The 15,068-nt window shown below is 33.9% G+C and carries 17 protein-coding genes; 14 read left to right on the plus strand and 3 right to left on the minus strand.

The annotated features are described in order from the left end of the window. The 10 genes from RYL55_RS01770 to RYL55_RS01815 all read left to right on the plus strand — a co-directional run. On the plus strand, nt 1-1,337 hold a 1,337-nt coding region (locus RYL55_RS01770), incomplete at its 5' end, for an LPXTG cell wall anchor domain-containing protein (RefSeq protein ID WP_315006751.1). A gap of 220 nt (nt 1,338-1,557) precedes the next feature. Then, entirely contained in the window at nt 1,558-2,580 is a 1,023-nt protein-coding gene (locus tag RYL55_RS01775; RefSeq protein ID WP_315006753.1) for a glycine/betaine ABC transporter substrate-binding protein, read from the plus strand. A gap of 530 nt (nt 2,581-3,110) precedes the next feature. Beyond that, nucleotides 3,111-3,407, plus strand: a complete 297-nt coding sequence (locus tag RYL55_RS01780) for a rhodanese-like domain-containing protein (protein ID WP_315006756.1) — start codon at nt 3,111-3,113, stop codon at nt 3,405-3,407. 126 nt (nt 3,408-3,533) lie between these two features. After that, complete coding sequence (gene tmk / locus RYL55_RS01785; protein WP_315006758.1) at nt 3,534-4,190, plus strand: dTMP kinase; 657 nt, start codon at nt 3,534-3,536, stop codon at nt 4,188-4,190. A gap of 1 nt (nt 4,191) precedes the next feature. After that, nucleotides 4,192-4,521 (plus strand): cyclic-di-AMP receptor, encoded by a 330-nt coding sequence (locus tag RYL55_RS01790; protein WP_227930835.1) that lies wholly within the window; start codon nt 4,192-4,194, stop codon nt 4,519-4,521. A gap of 7 nt (nt 4,522-4,528) precedes the next feature. Continuing rightward, the gene (holB, locus tag RYL55_RS01795; RefSeq protein ID WP_315006761.1) at nt 4,529-5,479 is read left to right on the plus strand and encodes a DNA polymerase III subunit delta'; all 951 of its coding nucleotides are present in this window, start codon (nt 4,529-4,531) and stop codon (nt 5,477-5,479) included. An 18-nt stretch (nt 5,480-5,497) separates the two neighbouring features. Further along, nucleotides 5,498-5,854: an initiation control protein YabA gene (locus RYL55_RS01800; RefSeq protein WP_314078279.1), complete on the plus strand. Its 357-nt coding sequence runs from the start codon at nt 5,498-5,500 to the stop codon at nt 5,852-5,854. A gap of 539 nt (nt 5,855-6,393) precedes the next feature. Next, the gene (locus RYL55_RS01805; RefSeq protein ID WP_399545463.1) at nt 6,394-7,851 is read left to right on the plus strand and encodes an arylsulfatase; all 1,458 of its coding nucleotides are present in this window, start codon (nt 6,394-6,396) and stop codon (nt 7,849-7,851) included. Next, the gene (locus tag RYL55_RS01810; RefSeq protein WP_315006766.1) at nt 7,851-8,723 is read left to right on the plus strand and encodes a formylglycine-generating enzyme family protein; all 873 of its coding nucleotides are present in this window, start codon (nt 7,851-7,853) and stop codon (nt 8,721-8,723) included. Before RYL55_RS01805 ends, RYL55_RS01810 begins: the two co-directional genes overlap by 1 nt. Further along, nucleotides 8,704-9,483, plus strand: a complete 780-nt coding sequence (locus RYL55_RS01815) for a sulfite exporter TauE/SafE family protein (protein ID WP_315006768.1) — start codon at nt 8,704-8,706, stop codon at nt 9,481-9,483. Before RYL55_RS01810 ends, RYL55_RS01815 begins: the two co-directional genes overlap by 20 nt. Nucleotides 9,484-9,845: 362 nt before the next feature. Here RYL55_RS01815 and rsmI read toward each other — a convergent pair whose 3' ends face one another. Genes rsmI through RYL55_RS01830 form a run of 3 tightly spaced genes read right to left on the minus strand, consistent with a single transcriptional unit; the run spans nt 9,846 to nt 11,792 of the window. Then, nucleotides 9,846-10,733: a 16S rRNA (cytidine(1402)-2'-O)-methyltransferase gene (gene rsmI, locus RYL55_RS01820; RefSeq protein ID WP_315006770.1), complete on the minus strand. Its 888-nt coding sequence runs from the start codon at nt 10,731-10,733 to the stop codon at nt 9,846-9,848. Then, entirely contained in the window at nt 10,730-11,041 is a 312-nt protein-coding gene (locus RYL55_RS01825; protein ID WP_315006772.1) for a GIY-YIG nuclease family protein, read from the minus strand. The genes rsmI and RYL55_RS01825 overlap by 4 nt, the downstream gene beginning before the upstream one ends. Nucleotides 11,042-11,045: 4 nt before the next feature. Continuing rightward, nucleotides 11,046-11,792: a tRNA1(Val) (adenine(37)-N6)-methyltransferase gene (locus RYL55_RS01830; protein WP_315006774.1), complete on the minus strand. Its 747-nt coding sequence runs from the start codon at nt 11,790-11,792 to the stop codon at nt 11,046-11,048. Between the two features lie 169 nt (nt 11,793-11,961). On the opposite strand from RYL55_RS01830, the gene RYL55_RS01835 reads away from it, so the two are divergent. The 4 genes from RYL55_RS01835 to RYL55_RS01850 all read left to right on the plus strand — a co-directional run bounded on the left by RYL55_RS01835 (nt 11,962) and on the right by RYL55_RS01850 (nt 15,062). Continuing rightward, nucleotides 11,962-13,437, plus strand: a complete 1,476-nt coding sequence (locus RYL55_RS01835) for a DUF4097 family beta strand repeat-containing protein (protein WP_315006775.1) — start codon at nt 11,962-11,964, stop codon at nt 13,435-13,437. 27 nt (nt 13,438-13,464) lie between these two features. Further along, a complete protein-coding gene (locus RYL55_RS01840) occupies nt 13,465-13,746 on the plus strand; it encodes a PspC domain-containing protein (protein WP_314110603.1) in 282 nt (93 codons plus the stop codon). A 4-nt stretch (nt 13,747-13,750) separates the two neighbouring features. Beyond that, nucleotides 13,751-14,098 carry a phage holin family protein gene (locus RYL55_RS01845; protein ID WP_006703435.1) on the plus strand — a complete coding sequence of 116 codons (348 nt, stop codon included), beginning with the start codon at nt 13,751-13,753 and terminating at the stop codon, nt 14,096-14,098. Nucleotides 14,099-14,225: 127 nt separating this feature from the next. After that, nucleotides 14,226-15,062 carry a type II toxin-antitoxin system PemK/MazF family toxin gene (locus RYL55_RS01850; protein ID WP_315006778.1) on the plus strand — a complete coding sequence of 279 codons (837 nt, stop codon included), beginning with the start codon at nt 14,226-14,228 and terminating at the stop codon, nt 15,060-15,062. Nucleotides 15,063-15,068: the final 6 nt, after the last annotated feature.

Below are 15,068 nucleotides of genomic sequence, written 5' to 3' on the forward strand. Positions count from 1 at the left end.
AGAAACCAGATGGGTCAACATACCCACCAGGAACTAAGGTAGAAATTCCAGGTAAAGATAAGGATAATCCAATTGTCGTAATAATTGGAGAAGATGGAAAAGGAAAAGTACCGAATAAAGACTTACCAGATCGTCAAGTACCAGGGAATGCTAAGATTACAGAACCAGGAAAAGATCCTGTAGAAGTTCCAGTGGTAACAACGCCAGCACGTAAGACACCAACTGTAGAATTAGAACAGGATCCAAATACAGGAGATGTGACAGTAACACCTAAGAAACCAGATGGATCAACATATCCACCAGGAACGAAGGTAGAAATTCCTGGTAAGAATGGTACGCCAATCATCGTAACAATTGGAGAAGATGGAAAAGGTAAAGTACCAAACAGTGAATTACCAGAAGGAAAAGTACCAGGAACAGGTAAGATTACAGAACCAGCAAAACCAGCTGTGGAAGTTCCAGTAGAAACTCCAGCTAAGGTAACACCAACGGTAGAATTGGACCAAGATCCTAAGACTGGGGATGTAACAGTAACACCTAAGAGACCAGATGGAACAACATATCCACCAGGAACGAAGGTAGAAATTCCAGGTAAGAATGGAACACCAATCGTTGTAATAATCGGTGAAGACGGTAAAGGTAAAGTACCAAACAGTGAATTACCAGAAGGAAAAGTACCAGGAACAGGTAAGATTACAGAACCAGGCAAACCAACAGTGGAAGTTCCAGGGGTAACAACGCCAGGTAAATTCACACCAGGTACGCCAGTTACACCAACTACACCAGAAACACCAACAACTGAACAACCAGGTAAGATTGAAATTCATCAAAAACCAAATGGTGATGCAGTAGTGACACCTAAGAAACCAGATGGGTCAACATACCCACCAGGAACTAAGGTAGAAATCCCAGGTGAAAATGGAACAACGATCGTAGTAACAATTGGTGACAATGGTTCAGGTGAAGTACCAAATGACAAGCTTCCTAAGAAAGATATCCCAGGAACAGGTACAGTAACAGAGCCGAACAAGAGACCATCTAAACCAGTTGATGTAACAACGCCAGCGCGTAAGACACCAACAAGTGATTTAGAACAAAATCCGAAGACTAGTGATGAATCAGAAACATCGAAAGATAATCAAACACCAGCTCAAGAAACACCAGCAACAACAGGTGAACCAGTACAACAAACTCAAGATACAAACCAAAATATCTTGCCAAATACTGGTACTGCAGATGGACTAGGAATCTTCTCTGCAGCAGTAGCCTCAATTCTTTCAGGTTTCGGATTAGTAGTTTTTGGAAAGAAAGAAGACGAAGAAGAGGAAAAAAATTAAGTAGATTGATTAAAGAAAGTTTATTAATGAATTTCTAACTTCAAAATTAAGGATAGAAAATAGTATCTCCGCTATTTTCTATCCTTCTTCTTTCATTATTTTAGAAAGCGTTTTCATACTAGGCGTTGGAAGATTATATTTTATTTTCGGTTGAAATTACTGGGGTTTCCATTAACTCTCTTTTTTTACTTCTGATTTTATGTTACGATTATCATAAAAAGTGAAAGAAGATGATTGTGTGCAAGTAGAAGGATTGTTTTATACCTATATTGATGAATGTAAGCAAAACTATTTAACACAGATAATGCGTGATAAGAATATTGAGGTATTCCAAGAATATTCTATTACCAGTCTGACATTTCATCAGAGTACATATCAAGAAAAATTAGAAAAAGAATGGAAAAACTTTCGTGAAAAATATAAATTTGATTCAACGAAGGCTTTACATTTTGTTGAATTTAGAAAATTATTAGTAGAAGAAGAAAGAAATAGCTCTAATTCTATGTACAAATATTTCTTAATTGATGATGAGTTTTCTGTAGATACACTAAAATCATTTTTTAAAGATTTATTAGTTTTAATCCAAGAAAATGAATTTATGATTGTACATACAGATTATTATTGGAAGAAAGGTAATTATTTGGTGAAGAGAAATAAGTTTAACTCTTTACAGATGAAAAATTCACTGAGTAGAAATATTGCTCCAAATATTTTAAATGCTATTCCTTATGTAGCTATGAGAAAACATTTAGATTCTTTGTTAATGACATTATTAAAGAGATATGTTTCAGGTGAGTCTATTCCTAGTGCTCGTTATTTCGATGAAGAAATTCCAAAAAAGATGTATACAAAACTCAGATTCGATGCTGATGGAAGAGAATTTGATGCCAGAACAGACCTGAAAAAAGCATATAATCATACTGTGGCAATCGGCAGTGACAATGTTCAACAAAAAGTAGCGATAGAAATGCTTGATGAAATTAGATTTATTAGAAAAGAAGAGGTTGGAAGTGAATATATTCCAAGTCATTGTGGATTAGAAATTGTTGACTTTTTATGTTCTATGATAGCAGGAGAAACTAGGTTGAAAGAATATAAAACAAAGTATACTGCTTTAGCTGATGTAGAATCAGGTACTTTTCTCAATATTCGTTTTGAAGATGGGGAGGTTATTTCGTTTTATGATATTGTAATGGAGAAAATCTACCGAAAAACAATGAATTATTTAGATTACGAGCAATAAAAAAACTCGCCAGATATCATCCGCGAGAGTCGGAATGGCGAATATCATTCCCAAACCTGTATTAATTGTATACTATTCTTAATTAGTTGTCAACTTCTAGGGTTGAATTGTATTTCATCGTAAAGTCTCAAAGTAACTTCTAGTTAATGGAAGTTTGAGACTTGTAAAAGAAAAAATTGCGATAATCGTTGGTATTATCGTATTTTTTGTAATTTTTTTACACTTTTATATTGCCTACTTTCGTAAGCGCCCAATAACGAGCTGACTGTTATCCGATATGAACTTCCTCTATACTACAAATAAGAAGTAGAAATGGAGGAAATAGTAGGACAAAACAAATTTTGCCACCTAACGTTCATCAAAAAGAGGAAAAGAAATATAAGTTTATCCTCAAGTTTGTTCAAGTATTGATTCTGTTTATGACGAGTTATTAGGCATTTTCAATTTTGCTCAGTAAACTCTAATAAGTGTACCTTGTATAAAAGTATGTTAAAATTAAACAAAACAGATGATAAAAAGGAGTTAGGAAGATGAAAAATATTACAGCAGCAGAATTTCAAACAGTAAACCAATCAGAGGAAGTCGTTTTAATTGATGTTCGTGAAAAAGATGAATATCAAGCTGGACATATTCCAGGAGCAGATAATTTTCCATTAAGTGAATTAGCCACAACTTATACAAATTTAGATAAAAATCAACCTTACTATGTCGTTTGCCAAGCAGGTGGACGTTCAGGTAGAGCGTGTGAATTTTTGGAAGCACAAGGGTTTGATGTTATTAATGTTACAGGTGGAATGAATGAGTGGCAAGGGGAAGTTGCTAAGTAAGAAGTTTTTCTATGTAGTAGTTGACTCTCAGGTTTTCGATTTTCGATTGAATGTTGAATTTTGAATTTAAGTTCATTGGAAAATATGATAAAATGAAATAGAATTTGCGAAACTAGGAGGAGTATTGTGGCGGGATTATTTATTACGATGGAAGGCCCAGATGGAGCAGGAAAAACAACTGTGATTGAAAAGCTAATTCCATTATTAGAAGAACGAACAAATGTGACCATTACTTCAACTCGAGAACCTGGAGGAAGTCGAATTGCAGAAGATATTCGACAAATTATTTTAGATGTTCAAAATGTAGAAATGGATGTTCGAACAGAGGCAATTTTATATGCTGCTTCGAGAAGACAACATTTAACGGATCGAATTTTACCGAATTTAGAAAGAGGTGGCATTGTATTTTGCGACCGATTTGTAGATAGTTCATTAGTTTACCAAGGGGTAGCTCGTGGCATTGGTATTGAAGAAGTGTATCAATTAAATCAATTTGCAACGGCGGGAAAAACACCAGATGTGACGCTTTATTTAGATATTCCAGCTGAAATTGGATTAGAAAGAATTCATTTAGCAAAAGGGAATCGTCAATTTGACCGATTAGATCAAGAAGGATTACAATTTCACAAAATGGTTCGACAAGGATATTTGGATATTATTCCAACAGATCCTGAACGTTTTATCCAAATTGATGCAACAAAAACAGTGGATGAAGTTGTGCAAGAATGTTTAACAGCTTTAGTAGAACGCTATCCAGAATATTTTACGAATGGAGAGAGATAATATGAAATTAATTATTGCAATTGTACAAGACAAAGATAGTCATTTATTAAGCGATGAGTTTGCAAATGCAAATATTCGTGCCACTCGTTTATCTACTACAGGTGGATTTTTACGAGCAGGAAATACAACATTCTTAGTAGGGATTGAAGAAGAACGTGTGGAAGAAGTCTTATCAATTATTCGTGAAAACTGTGAATCAAGAGAACAATTAACAACTCCGCCAGTACACTTAGATACAACATTAGAAGCAGGAATGTCGATGCCCGTTCCAATTCGTGTAGGTGGTGCAACAGTATTTGTTGTTCCAGTAGATGCTTTTTATCGTTTCTAGTATGAAGATGTTGAAGCAATCTTTTATTCATGCTATTCAAAAGAATCGCTTAGGTCATGCCTATTTATTTGAAGGAATGCAAGGAGTTGGAAAAAGAGAGCTAGCCCTGTTTCTTGCTAAATTAGTTTTTTGCCAAGAACGAGATGTTTATGAAGAACCTTGTTCCCAATGTGATTATTGCCGAAGAATTGATGAGGGAAATTTCCCTGATGTCATGGAGATTACTCCAGATGGGCAGACGTTAAAAGTAGACCAAATGCGTGAGTTAAAACAACAATTATCCAAAACAGCAATGGAAGGACATACGAAAGTGTGTATTATCCATGATGTGGATACATTAACGACTGGTGCAGCAAATAGTTTGTTAAAATTTTTAGAAGAACCAGAGTCTTCGATATTATTTTTATTATTAACAAGCCGACTCAGTAAAGTATTGCCAACAATTCAATCTCGCTGTCAAATTGTTCATTTTGCAACGCCTGTTATGGAAACTTTAACGAATCAATTAGAAGAAGCAGGAGTAATTCCTTCTGTCTCTCGTTTATTAGCAACATTGACAAGTGATTTGAATGAGGCATTAGAATTAGCCAATAGTGAATCATTCCAACAATTGCGTCAAGATAGTTGGCAATGGTATACACGAGTATTCCAAAATCGTTCGATGGCATTTGTAACAATTCAGTCGCAAATGATGCCGTTATTGACTTCGAAAGCAGAAGGTCAACGATTTTTAGAATTATTATCCATTTATGTAAGAGATTCTCTTTATATGGCAATAGGTGCTAAAGAGCTAATAATTCAAAAGGATAAAGCAGCTACTTTACAAACGATTGTGAATCAGTTATCTGTTCAAAAATGGATTGAATTACATGAAAAGACGAGTAAAGTGTTAGAAAAAGTGCAATCAAATGTAGGAATACAAGCGGCCCTAGAACAATGGGTATTAATGATTCCTTAGTAAGAAAGGAGAGATGGTATGACGAATCGTCAATTATATGACCGAGTAGAGCAATTAAAAAGACAAGTTCATCAACAATTAGAATTGTTAGAAGAAATTAGTCAAGAATTACAAGTGGTCATTGAAGAAAATCATAATTTAACGATGGAAAATCTTCACTTAAAAGAACGATTAGATACCATCGACGAAACAGTTCCAACGGATCAATCAAATGAGCAGGTGGAGCAAAAGAAAAAACGCAGTCAGTCATTAATTAATTTGGAAAATATTTACGACCAAGGATTCCATATTTGTAATTTTTATTATGGAAAACGTCGTGATAACGATGAAAACTGCATGTTTTGTACTGAAATTTTATTTAGTGAAAAACAATAAATATCAGTATATGTGAATGACGTAGAATAAGAGCATACAAACCATTTCCTAATAGTAGCAAGGTCGCCAGTAGTCTCGCAAGCGAGTCTCATGGCTAAAATTCGAGCCACGGTCTCGAATTTCCCCTCTCATATAAGCCAAACTGGCTTATATGACTGTTGCTACATTGAAAATGGTTTGTATGCTCTTATTCATTGGATTTAATATTTATAAACATGATATTTTTCCTAGATATGTAAAGTACGTAGAATACTAGCAACTGATGCATTTTCTCCGTAGCAAAAGTAATATAAGCCGTGAAATGGCTTATATTACAGGGAAACTTTGAGACCCAGGCTCAAAGTTTAGCCATGAGACTCGCTAAGCGAGGCTGCTGGCGACCTTGCCACAAATAGAAAATGCATCAGTTGCTAGTATTCGTTTTTGTTAAAGAAAGCAATATCTTGATAAAATGAAGCAATATATTATGTAAGGTTAACCTTTCTATCAAAAATACAATCGTATATAATAAATATACGTAAGAAATGGGAGTGAAAGATATGAAACAAAAACCAAATGTTATTTTATTAATGGTGGATCAAATGAGAGCCGATGCGCTATCTTTTAATGATCCAAAACATTTTGCGATAACACCAACTTTAGATATGATGGCTTCTTTGGGATATAATTTCGAACAAGCCTATTCTCCTGTTCCGAGTTGTGTACCAGCACGTGCAGCCCTATTAACCGGAATGGATCAATCTTCTACGGGTCGTGTTGGATATGAAGACGAAGTTCCTTGGAATTATACGAATACATTGCCTCAAACATTTAGAGATTGGGGATACCAAACAGAGTGTATTGGAAAAATGCATGTTTACCCTTCAAGAAAAAGAATGGGATTTGACCATGTCGTATTACACGATGGGTATTTACATGTCGATCGAAAATATGAGAAAGCTTATGGACAAAATTTTGAAGCTTCTAGTGATTATTTAGAATTTTTGAAAAAAGAATTAGGCCACGATATTGATATGATTGATGATGGTGTCAATTGTAATTCGTGGGATGTTCGTCCTTGGGAATTGCCAGAAAAATATCATCCAACGAACTGGGTAGTGAGCGAATCCATTCAATTTTTAAAACGTCGAGATCCTTCAGTGCCATTTTTCTTAAAAATGTCATTTGAAAAACCTCATGCACCTTTAAATCCTCCAAAATATTTTTATGATTTATATATGGATGCATTGCCAGATGAAACAGATTTGCATATTGGAAACTGGGAACGACTAGAAGAAAAAATACCAGACTTATATGCTCATCGTGGAAAATTAAAACCAGACGCTCAAAAAAGAATGTTAGCAGCTTATTATGGCTTAGTTTCTCATATCGATAATCAAATTAGCCGTTTCTTAACCGCGTTGGAAGAATTTGATTTAGATAAAAATACCATTATTTGGTTTGTATCTGATCATGGGGATCAATTAGGAGAACATTATTTATTTAGAAAAGCCTATCCTTATCAAGGAAGTATTAAAGTTCCATCATTTATTTATGATCCAGGAAATATCATTGCAGCCAGTCATAAAACAATTAAGCAATTAGTAAAATTACAAGATATTTTCCCTTCATTAGTAGATTTAGCGCTTGGAGAACATGTAGAAGTGGATGGAAAGAGTGTGAAGCAATTATTGTTTGGTCATTATGAAGGTTGGAGACAAGATTTCCATGGGGAACATAGTAAGGGAGAAGATTCTTGTCAATTTGTCTTAACTCAAGATTGGAAATTCATTTGGTATCCTGTGAAAAATGAATATCAATTATTCCATATGCCAACGGATCCAAATGAAATGAAAAACCTAATATCAGAAAAAAGTTATGTTCCAGTTATTGAAGAGTTAACAGTAAAACTTGTGCAATATTTACAAAATCGTCCGGAAGGATTTGTAAAAGATGGACAATTACATCAAGTCCCAGTAGAAGCGATTCGTGCGACTCTTTATAAGGAGGAAGCATAATGGAATTTGTTCAAATACCAGCAGGGAAATTCTTAATGGGAGATTCTACTCATCAAGGTTTTGTAGAAGATTATGAAGGTCCAGCTGTTGAAAAAGATGTTCATGCATTTGAAATGGCAAAAACTCCGGTGACAAATGCAGAATTTTTAGAATTTGTACAAGCCACTGGTTATCAAACTTTAGCGGAAAGATTAGGAGATTCCTATGTATTTCATTTATTGTTGTCTGAGGAAAAAAGGGAGAATTATCCTCATGTAACAGGATCTTCTTGGTGGAAAGTCGTGCCAAATGCTCATTGGGCACAGCCATTTGGAGAAGGTTCTAGTATAGAGGGAATTGAAGAACATCCAGTTGTTCATATCGCGTTAGAAGATGCTATTGCATATTGTCGATGGGCTAATTTGCAATTGCCAACTGAAGTGCAATGGGAATATGCTGCTAGAGCAATGAGTACAAGTACCTATCCTTGGGGAGAGGATTTAGTACCTGAATCAGGTTATCGTGCGAATACATGGCAAGGAGATTTTCCAAATGTCAATGACGCATTAGACGGATTTGTTGGAACAGCTCCTGTGTATTCTTTTGAACCGAATGATTTTGGATTATATCAAATGATTGGAAATGTTTGGGAATGGTGTAGTCATCCAAGAGGAATCGTTTTACCTTTAGTAGAAGAGAGAATTTCCTTGGATTCAATAAAACCAAGTGGAGAATTTGCCATTCGTGGGGGATCATTTTTATGTCATTGTTCTTATTGTAATAGATATCGAGTAGCTGCTAGAAATGGCGCCTTTGTAACGTCTACAACAAGTCATATGGGATTTCGTTGTGTCCGTTTTGAGGAGGAATCATATGTACGTAGCAATTTATAGCATCATCGTCTGGATTGCGACCTTTATTGGCGCAATAACGGGATTAGGTGGAGGAATTATTATTAAACCGGCTTTTGATTTTGTTGGGTTAGATCAAGCAGCGATGATTAGTGTGTATTCGACAATTGCAGTATTTTCCATGTGTATTGTTTCGCTTTATAAAAGATGGGATGATGTAAAAAATAGTCAGCGAAAAATTGCATTAGGTCTTTCGATAGGATCAATTTTGGGAGGATTATCTGGGGAACAGATTTTCCAGATGGCTTTACAATATTGGGGGAATCGATTGGTGAGTTTATCTCAATCGATTTTATTAGTAATCATTCTACTGGGAATTATTATATATGCCTTTTTCCAAGAAAAAATTGCGACTCACTCCTTAAACCAATTGTTTGGGATTATGGTTTTAGGGTGGAGTGTAGGTTTAGTATCTGTTTTCCTTGGAATTGGGGGAGGGCCTTTGAATATTGTGCTGTTATTATATTTCTTTTCAATGAAATCAAAAGAAGCAGCTTTTTATTCGATTCAAATGATTTTCTTCGCGCAAATTATGAAAATGGGTTCCATTGTGACGCATTTGCACCAGATTGAGTGGAATGGGTTATTAGTAATTTTGATTATTGTTTTTGCATTTCTAGGTGGATATTTTGGGACAAAAATTCAAAAGAAATTAACCCACCAACAAGTACTAACCTGTTATCATTTACTGATGATAGTCTTACTATTTATCAATTTGTATAATGTGTACCAGCGGTTATGAAAAAATACAGAAAAAGCTTTTTAGTTGCAAGGTCGCCAGCAGCCTCGCTATGCGAGTCTCATGGCTAGAATTCGAGCCTTGGTCTCGAATTCTCCCTGTAATATAAGCCAAATGGCTTATATTACTTTTGCTACTAAAAAGCTTTTTCTGTATTTTTATTTTGCACTATCAAGAATTTTTTCATTTGTTTTGTGTGAAAGATGAATAAGAATAATAAAAAACTAGAACAGACTTTTTTAGTAGCAAAAATAATATTATAGGGAAATTTCGAGACCTAGACTCGAAATTTAGCCATGAGACAGCGTTAGCTGGCTGCTGGCGACCTTGTAACTAAAGGAAGTCTGTTCTGTTTTTATTTACGTCTATTCTTGATGTATCAACTTATAAACGTCTTGTTTTTTTAGTTGGTTTTGTTTTGCCACCCATTTAATGGCGTCTTTTTGAGAAAGTTGTTGGTGTTCCATTGCCCATTGGACTTGTTCTTCTAAACTTAAATGCTCGCAAGAAGCAGTCTCTTCAGTCGCAATGCTAGTTGTTACCCCTTCAGGACGAGTAGATCCAATTAAAATACAACATTCTCCTTTCAATTCTTCTTTCTCACAGAGTGTTTTCAATTCTACAGCAGTCCCACGAATAAATTCTTCATGCTTTTTCGTTAATTCTCGACATAAAACGACTTCTTTTTCTTCACCATAGACTTGAGCAATCAGACTAAAACAATCGTCTAATCGATAAGGAGACTCATATAAAATGACTGTTTCGCTATGACTCGATAAAGCAGTTAACTCAGCCACTCGATCCTTTTTCTTCCTAGGAAGAAATCCATAAAAATAAAATGGTTGAGGAACTAATCCTGATGCAATGAGTGCAGTAATTGCAGCATTAGCACCCGGTAATGGAATAACCGTAATTCCTTCTTGAATGCAAGCTTGAACAAGTTCAAATCCTGGATCACTAATCGAAGGAGTTCCGGCATCACTCACTTGGGCAATAGTTTTCCCTTCTTTTAACCATTCGATAACAGAGGGAATCCGTTCCTGTGTGTTATGTTCGTGGAAACTTTTTTGAGGAGTTTGGATTTCAAAATGATTTAATAATTTCTGAGTATGTCTTGTGTCTTCCGCAAGAATAAAATCAACTTCTTGTAATGTTTTAATGGAACGAAAAGTCATATCGTCTAAATTCCCAATAGGAGTAGGGATTAAGTATAACTTTCCATAAGGGGATGTTTCAAAACTTTTTTGTCTCATGACAGTTCCTCCTGTTGTAATAATTGAATGATAGGCTTGGATATTTTTCTTATTTTCACACCTTGCGCTTTTAGATAGTTTATTTTTTGGCTACGTGTTTGTTGTTTAAAAGCATATTCTGCTTTCAGTGCTTCAGATTTTGTAGCATATTCTTTAGCATATAGTAGGGTAATAGGCCGTCTTGTTTTTGTATATTTAGCTCCTGTTCCATTATTATGAGCCATGATTCTTTTTTCTACGTTTGTTGTGTATCCTGTATATAAAGTGTGATCTTTACATAAAGCAACATATATAAAATGTGTTCCCATTTCATTAACCCCATAATACTTCTTTTAATTTATCCGTATATTGATTATTTTCATCAAAAATAGTAATCGGTGGTAAAATATGAATGCCACCTAGTTGTCCGTCTTTTATCAATTCAATGAGGACAATATTGCTTTCTTTTCCTTCTTTTGGATGAATGAATTGAATTCGTTTGGGTTCTAGTCGATTGTGTCGGGCTATTGTTAAAATATCTGTCAGACGATCTGGTCGATGTACAATAAATGCTTTTCCTTTCATCTTTAGTAATCCGGATATATTTTGCAGCAATTCTTCTAATGGTAAATGAATTTCATGACGAGCAATCGTGAACGCTTCTTTTTGATTAACGAGAGCTTGTTCTTGTAATTTGAAATAAGGAGGATTACATGTAATAACATCAATTGAGTCTTTCTTTAGAATCGTTGTAATTTCTCGAACATCTGCTTGGAGTATTTCTACTTTTTCTTCTAATTGATTGAGTTGAATGGTTCGATTTGCCATATCACATAATGCTTCTTGTAATTCAATGCCCAGAATTTTATTTTTTGTTTTAGCACTGAGTAAAAAGCTGACAACTCCATTTCCCGTACATAAATCTACAATGGTTGCTTTTCTTTGATGAGGGATAGTAGCAAAATCACTTAATAATACTGCATCAATTGAAAAAGAAAATACTTCAGAACTTTGGATAATATCAATATTTTCTCGTTCTAATCTATCTAGTCTTTCATGTGGTTTTAACTCAATCGTCATAAAGTCTCCTTAATTTCATTCAATATAGTAGGTTTATTTTAGCATAGAAGGGAAGACTCTGCACAAAAATATATTTTTAAGAATCAAACTTAAGACCTATGACATCTAAAATAGAAAAAGGCATAATAGACTTGTAAATGATATTAGAAAATGAATGGAGGAATCCGATATGAATGAAAAAGAACGTATTTTAGATTTAGTAAAAAAAGGAGTGATTAGCTCGCAAGAAGCGATTTCCTTATTAGAAGAGCTTGGAAAAAATCAAGGGGAAGCTTCAAAAGTGAGTGAGCAAGAGAAAAAAGATGCATCTACTTACCAAAAAGAAGATGAAAAACAATTCGACACAGTTTTAGACAGTATCGCATCTGTTGTCACAAATTTTTCAAGTGAATGGGATGAAGAATTTGAAACATTAAACCAAGTGACTCAACAAGTGAAACAAAAAGAAGAAAGAATCGAAGAACTTCATACAGCAAAAGCTCTTGATAAATTAACGTTAGAACAAGAAATGGAATTACAAAGACTTAGTGAAGAATTAGAAGTCTTACGTTCTCAACAAAGAAGTTTAGAAGAAGAGAAAAAAGCAGCACAAGATGAAATGAAACGATTGAAAAAAGAAGAGTTTGATGAAAAACTCAAAAAGGCAAAACAAAAAATTGAAGAAACAGATTGGCAACAAACAACAAGTGATTCTTTATCACAGTTAGGTGGAATTATTGGGCGATTTGCAGGTCAATTTGCTAAAGCAGCTGCTGAAACAGCTCGTAATGTCAGTGCTACGATTAAAGATCACCCTAGTTTTTCAACGATGTCCCCATTTTTCTATCAAACAAGTCACTCTTATGCTTTTGAAGAAGAGTTTGGAGAAATTGGTATTATTGAAATTAAAGTGGCAAATGGGGATATCAAAATGAAAACTGCTCCTCAATCTACCGTAACGATTGCAGGAGAATTTCGATTAAATGAAGAATTTGAAACGCAAGAAGAAATTGAACAATATATCAATGAGCGATTGAATGTTAGTCTAGAGAACGATACATTTAAATTCTTTATTCCAAGTAAAAAAGTTTATGCAGATGTTACTTTTGTTTTCCCAGAAAAAGAGTATGATTATGTGAGTGTCAAAGGGTTGAATAGCGGCATTCGAATGAAGGATTTCACTGGAAAAGATTTTTATGCAGAATCACAAAATGGAGAAATTTCTGTGAAAAATGTGAGTGGAATCATGTTAGAACTTACAAGTAAAAATGGAACGATTAAACAATTGGATGGAAAATTCAAAGATTCCATTTTAGATGGAACAAATGGTAATATTATTTTTGATGCAGAAGCAGAAAGTGCTACACTAAAAACAGTGAATGGTTCTATTAAAGTGAAAAAAGTAGTACCAAATGCCAAACAAGTGATGGCTAAAACAGTTAATGGAAGTGTACAATTAGATGTACCAGAATCATTAGAAGTAGAAGCAGCCTTAAGTACATCACTTGGGAAATTACATTATGATGATGCACAATATGAAGTGATTAAACATGAAAAAACAGTGACAAGTCATTCAGTCGTTTTAAGAAGACAAAAAGAAACAGTTCCTGTTAGAATTACAGGGAAAACAACGACTGGAAGTGTGACATTAAATCCGGTACAATAGAGATAAATTCGTAAAGAGGAGAAAATTATGAAAAGAAAAAAATTAATGCGTTCTAAAGATAATCGTATACTAGCAGGGGTTATAGGTGGACTTGCAGAATATTTAGACGTTGATGCAAGTATTTTAAGAGTCATCTTTGTATTGTTAACATGGTCAGGAATGCCAATCTTATTATATATTTTACTAGCGATTATTATTCCATCAGACAAAAGATCAAGAAATCAAAACTATTATTATGATTCTTACAATCGACCAAGAAAAGAAGCTCGCAAAGTAGAAGAAGACGATTCTGATTGGAGTGACTTTTAGGTAAATGTTTTTAAGAAAAATCGCTATTAACACAGTTGGATTTATGGTCATTGCAGCATTGCTCCCTCAATTCGTTGTCACTAATTGGGGATCAGCTTTGTTTGCGGCGATTGTTTTATCGATATTAAATGTTGTCGTGAGACCAATTTTGATGATTGCCTTTATTCCATTAATTGCAGCAAGTTTTGGTGTGTTTATGTTAATTATTAATGCGCTAATACTTTGGTTAATGATGGGAATTGTTCCAGGAATTCACGTGACATCGTTTTGGATGTTAATCGTTGTTAGTGTGTTATTAAATATTTTCAGAAAATTTGTGGAAAATTTCTTCAAGGAAGAAGAGTATTATTAGAATAGACCGACCTAAAATTAGAGTAGTGAATCTAAATTTAGGCCGGTATTTTTAAAGTGGGAAATAAATTTATTAGGTATTTTAAGTTATTTAAAGTATAATCAAATAAATTAAGGAGGGAAAAAATATGGGGAGTGGGAGAACAAATGATGAAATTCTTAAGTATACTGAAAAAGTAATTCAAGAATTAGAAGATTATTTAAAATTTTTAATAAAATCTGGTGAACCACATGATAAGAGAGCGGATAAGATAGATCAATGGGTAGAAAGTTGGACAAAATATTTAAAAAGAGAGAAAAATTTTAATCCTAAGAGTTTACCAGCATTTAAAAGGGGAAGTATTATTTATGTAGATTTAGGTTTTAATATTGGTTATGAATATGGTGGAATACACTATGCTATAGTTCTTAATAAGACTGATTCACGTAAAAATCATTTACTTCATATATTACCGCTTACCTCAATTAAAGAAACAACAGATTTAACGAATTTAAAATATTATCAACTTTCTTTGTCAGATGAAATCCATAAGTTGTTGATTCAGAAGGCTTTTAATAGTATTAAAGTATTTAATGAGCAAAAGGTTATTGTTGAGAAAAATCTAATTGAAGTAAATGAAAAAGCGAAAAAAATTCAAAGGTTTATTAAAGAAAAACAAGAAGAAAAAGAGGTTGATACAAAAATTTTAGAATATTTTTCTGAAGAGTTGTTACGTGTAACTGCGGAATATTTAGAAAATGAAAAATTATTGAGAAAAATAACTCAGCAAGGTAAATATATTGAAAGATTAGTTGATAAAATAAAAAAATTGAAAAAAGGAAGCCTAGCTCTATTAAATCAAGTAACAACAATCAGTAAACTAAGAATTTTAGATCCTATTAATAGCCAGTCTTTATTAAAAGATATAGTTGTATCAGCAGACACATTAGGGATTATAGAAGATGCTTTAAAAAAATTCTTATAAAAATCT

Origin of the sequence: uncultured Granulicatella sp. (assembly GCF_963515615.1) — a bacterium.
Classification (GTDB): domain Bacteria; phylum Bacillota; class Bacilli; order Lactobacillales; family Aerococcaceae; genus Granulicatella.

Bases quoted from the DNA above. Each gene is read 5' to 3' on its own strand.
- RYL55_RS01840 (WP_314110603.1), top strand. From the start codon at position 13,465: ATGAAAAGAAAAAAATTAATGCGTTCTAAAGATAATCGTATACTAGCA.
- RYL55_RS01835 (WP_315006775.1), top strand. From the start codon at position 11,962: ATGAATGAAAAAGAACGTATTTTAGATTTAGTAAAAAAAGGAGTGATT.
- RYL55_RS01850 (WP_315006778.1), top strand. From the start codon at position 14,226: ATGGGGAGTGGGAGAACAAATGATGAAATTCTTAAGTATACTGAAAAA.
- RYL55_RS01790 (WP_227930835.1), top strand. From the start codon at position 4,192: ATGAAATTAATTATTGCAATTGTACAAGACAAAGATAGTCATTTATTA.
- RYL55_RS01825 (WP_315006772.1), bottom strand. From the start codon at position 11,041: ATGGGAACACATTTTATATATGTTGCTTTATGTAAAGATCACACTTTA.
- RYL55_RS01800 (WP_314078279.1), top strand. From the start codon at position 5,498: ATGACGAATCGTCAATTATATGACCGAGTAGAGCAATTAAAAAGACAA.
- RYL55_RS01830 (WP_315006774.1), bottom strand. From the start codon at position 11,792: ATGACGATTGAGTTAAAACCACATGAAAGACTAGATAGATTAGAACGA.
- RYL55_RS01845 (WP_006703435.1), top strand. From the start codon at position 13,751: ATGTTTTTAAGAAAAATCGCTATTAACACAGTTGGATTTATGGTCATT.
- RYL55_RS01815 (WP_315006768.1), top strand. From the start codon at position 8,704: ATGTACGTAGCAATTTATAGCATCATCGTCTGGATTGCGACCTTTATT.
- holB (WP_315006761.1), top strand. From the start codon at position 4,529: ATGTTGAAGCAATCTTTTATTCATGCTATTCAAAAGAATCGCTTAGGT.
- RYL55_RS01810 (WP_315006766.1), top strand. From the start codon at position 7,851: ATGGAATTTGTTCAAATACCAGCAGGGAAATTCTTAATGGGAGATTCT.
- RYL55_RS01805 (WP_399545463.1), top strand. From the start codon at position 6,394: ATGAAACAAAAACCAAATGTTATTTTATTAATGGTGGATCAAATGAGA.
- RYL55_RS01780 (WP_315006756.1), top strand. From the start codon at position 3,111: ATGAAAAATATTACAGCAGCAGAATTTCAAACAGTAAACCAATCAGAG.
- rsmI (WP_315006770.1), bottom strand. From the start codon at position 10,733: ATGAGACAAAAAAGTTTTGAAACATCCCCTTATGGAAAGTTATACTTA.